Here is a 2,414-nt window from a genome sequence, read left to right on the forward strand (position 1 = left end):
GCCATCAAGCTAAGCTTACGCAAAGCCAATTTTAGGCGAGATTGTTTCTTTTTTCTAAAGGGCAAGTGTAGGTGATTGAAAGATTTGCATACGAAATAAACCCTAACGGGTTTCACTTTTTTGAATTAAGCGGCTTGATTATCAGACACGGTACAATTGTAAACGACACCTAATATATCAAAGACCGTTTTTTTCTCATATCGATGAGATTTCCGCCCGTTTTGCTGTAGGAGATTGAACAGGCGAAGTAACACCTTTGATAGCTCTTGGGTGTCTTTTTGAATAGTTTGGAATAGAAGAAGAAAATAGTCTTTAATCATATATATTGCTTTATACTCACTAAGCTCTCGTTTTTTCTTCATGAGGAGTAATTGGCGCATTTGAAACATGATAGAAGAACAGAGTAGAATGGCAATCAATTGACCATATAAATGGCACTCCAATCGTTCTGGTTTTATCTTTTTACAATGATGAATTTGAAAGAATGATTTCCACGTTTTAAATAAAATCTCAATTTGCCAACGTAAAGAATACCAGTCATGTACCTGTCCCATCGGGACAATATCTGTAGGGGTGTTTGTCATATATACATTGATACCACTGAGTCGTTTACTACGAGGAGAATACTTCATTCCTTTCTTTTTTTCTCTTACAGCTTGATCTTGTAATCGTTTTTGTTGCTGTTGTTTTGTTAATCGGTGAACAATTACACGAGCTGGCACTTTATCAATCATTCCTACATAAGCATCAGCTATTTCACATGTTTGTCCTGGTTGAAGGGAACTCATTAACGTCTCCATATCTATCTGTATATACTCTGTAACTTTCTTAATTCTTTCGTCTTGAAAATAATCAGGGTTAGGATTTTTTTGATACATACGTGTATTCGACTTGATACGAGAGATATAGTAGGCCTCTTTATCTTGTATATATTTAAGGTCTTTTAAATGAAAATAACCTAAATCTCGGATACATAAATCATTCGCTGTCACAGTTGGGGCACACAGAGAGCCGTAAGTACGATCATGTTGTTTACCTGGACCTGTATGAATATGTAGGAACTGTCCACTTAACAAATCATACTCAAGTTGAATTTTTATCCCAGCCGTATGGCTGCATCCTCCTGCACCTGGATAAACCGATGAAAATGCATCCGGGATTTGAAATGCAGTTGAATCTAAAATACGAATACGCTTGAAAACAGAAGTGTATGGAGAAGAAATCGGCATAGATGCGGCCAATTTTTTGCTTAGTAGTTCGGCTAGTAGGTGTTGTAAAAGTTGGACGGCCGCCTTATTAAACCGTTGATTCAGTCCCTCAGGACTGATGAGTACTTCTGTTGATGCTTCTAAACAGCTAGATAACTGAGTTAAAGAAGTCATAGCTATATTTTGGCTAAACCATACACATAAAGCTACTAAATCTTTTGCTTGGTACTTACTAGTTCGTTGTACAAAGCCAACATCTTTAGCAAGATCTCGTAAGGTATTTGGAGATAAAAAACTTTGAATCTCTTGAGCAAATAGTTGTAATTCGTCAGACACAGAAACAGACATAAAAAACGCCATCCTTTCCTATGATTCTACAGAAAGAATAGCGTTTTTTTCTACTTTTAAATAGTCTATTAAGAGTTGTTTCTTGAAACGAATATATGACTTATTTGGTAAACGATAGGATATAAGAAAACCAGAAAGATTAACGGTTTATTATGCATATGGTTAAAATTCCATGTTCCTTCTGATAAAAATAAAGTACCTAAAGTTAATACATACATTACAAAACAACAAATTGATAAGCTTTTCTGTCTGATATGTAAAAACATTTCATCAATAAAATTCTCACTCTCTTTTTTCCCTTTCAAAATTCTCTTCATAAATAATGATTGCAAAATGATTGTTGCTACAAATAACGAAGTTATAGAGAGCTGTTGCTTCTCATACCATTCAAAAGCAAGTAAACCCATAATCACAATGTAAAAACAAGTAAATAAGATATTAATTCCATTTTTCATTTGTTTCTTCTCCTTATCTAGATTTAATAAATAAATAATTGATCAACTGTTACACCAAGGGATTTAGCTAAATTAAAAGCAAGTTCCAATGTAGGATCATATTTGTTATTCTCAATCGCATTAATCGTTTGTCTTGAAACACGACATAATTTAGCTAAATCTTCTTGGGAAAGCTTTTGCTCTTTACGTAAAATACGAATTATGTTCTCCATTTTTATGAACATCACCTCTAATTTTGTCAAAAACTTTTTACATTTCCAGTTTATATAAATCCACCATAAATGTCAAAAGTTTTTTACATTTATAAAAAGTAAAAAAACGATAATCCTTCTACAATTTAGATAGAAAGAATATCGTTTTTTTCATTTTGGGGGTGTTTTTATTTGTTAGCTTGATGGTGATG

The 2,414-nt window shown here is 33.3% G+C and carries 3 protein-coding genes; all 3 read right to left on the bottom strand.

The genetic code is table 11. From position 1 onward, the window contains the following. Positions 1-125 precede the first annotated feature (125 nt). The 3 genes from BAU27_RS13360 to BAU27_RS13370 all read right to left on the bottom strand — a co-directional run bounded on the left by BAU27_RS13360 (position 126) and on the right by BAU27_RS13370 (position 2,223). Complete coding sequence (locus tag BAU27_RS13360; RefSeq protein WP_071771088.1) at positions 126-1,556, bottom strand: IS4 family transposase; 1,431 nt, start codon at positions 1,554-1,556, stop codon at positions 126-128. 68 nt (positions 1,557-1,624) lie between these two features. Next, positions 1,625-2,011: a hypothetical protein gene (locus BAU27_RS13365; protein ID WP_016135620.1), complete on the bottom strand. Its 387-nt coding sequence runs from the start codon at positions 2,009-2,011 to the stop codon at positions 1,625-1,627. A gap of 23 nt (positions 2,012-2,034) precedes the next feature. Continuing rightward, entirely contained in the window at positions 2,035-2,223 is a 189-nt protein-coding gene (locus tag BAU27_RS13370; protein WP_002165486.1) for a helix-turn-helix transcriptional regulator, read from the bottom strand. Positions 2,224-2,414: the final 191 nt, after the last annotated feature.

The sequence above is a fragment of the Bacillus sp. NH11B genome (assembly GCF_001884205.1).
GTDB classification, from domain to species: Bacteria; Bacillota; Bacilli; order Bacillales; family Bacillaceae_G; genus Bacillus_A; species Bacillus_A proteolyticus.

Bases quoted from the DNA above. Each gene is read 5' to 3' on its own strand.
- BAU27_RS13360 (WP_071771088.1), bottom strand. From the start codon at position 1,556: ATGTCTGTTTCTGTGTCTGACGAATTACAACTATTTGCTCAAGAGATT.
- BAU27_RS13370 (WP_002165486.1), bottom strand. From the start codon at position 2,223: ATGGAGAACATAATTCGTATTTTACGTAAAGAGCAAAAGCTTTCCCAA.
- BAU27_RS13365 (WP_016135620.1), bottom strand. From the start codon at position 2,011: ATGAAAAATGGAATTAATATCTTATTTACTTGTTTTTACATTGTGATT.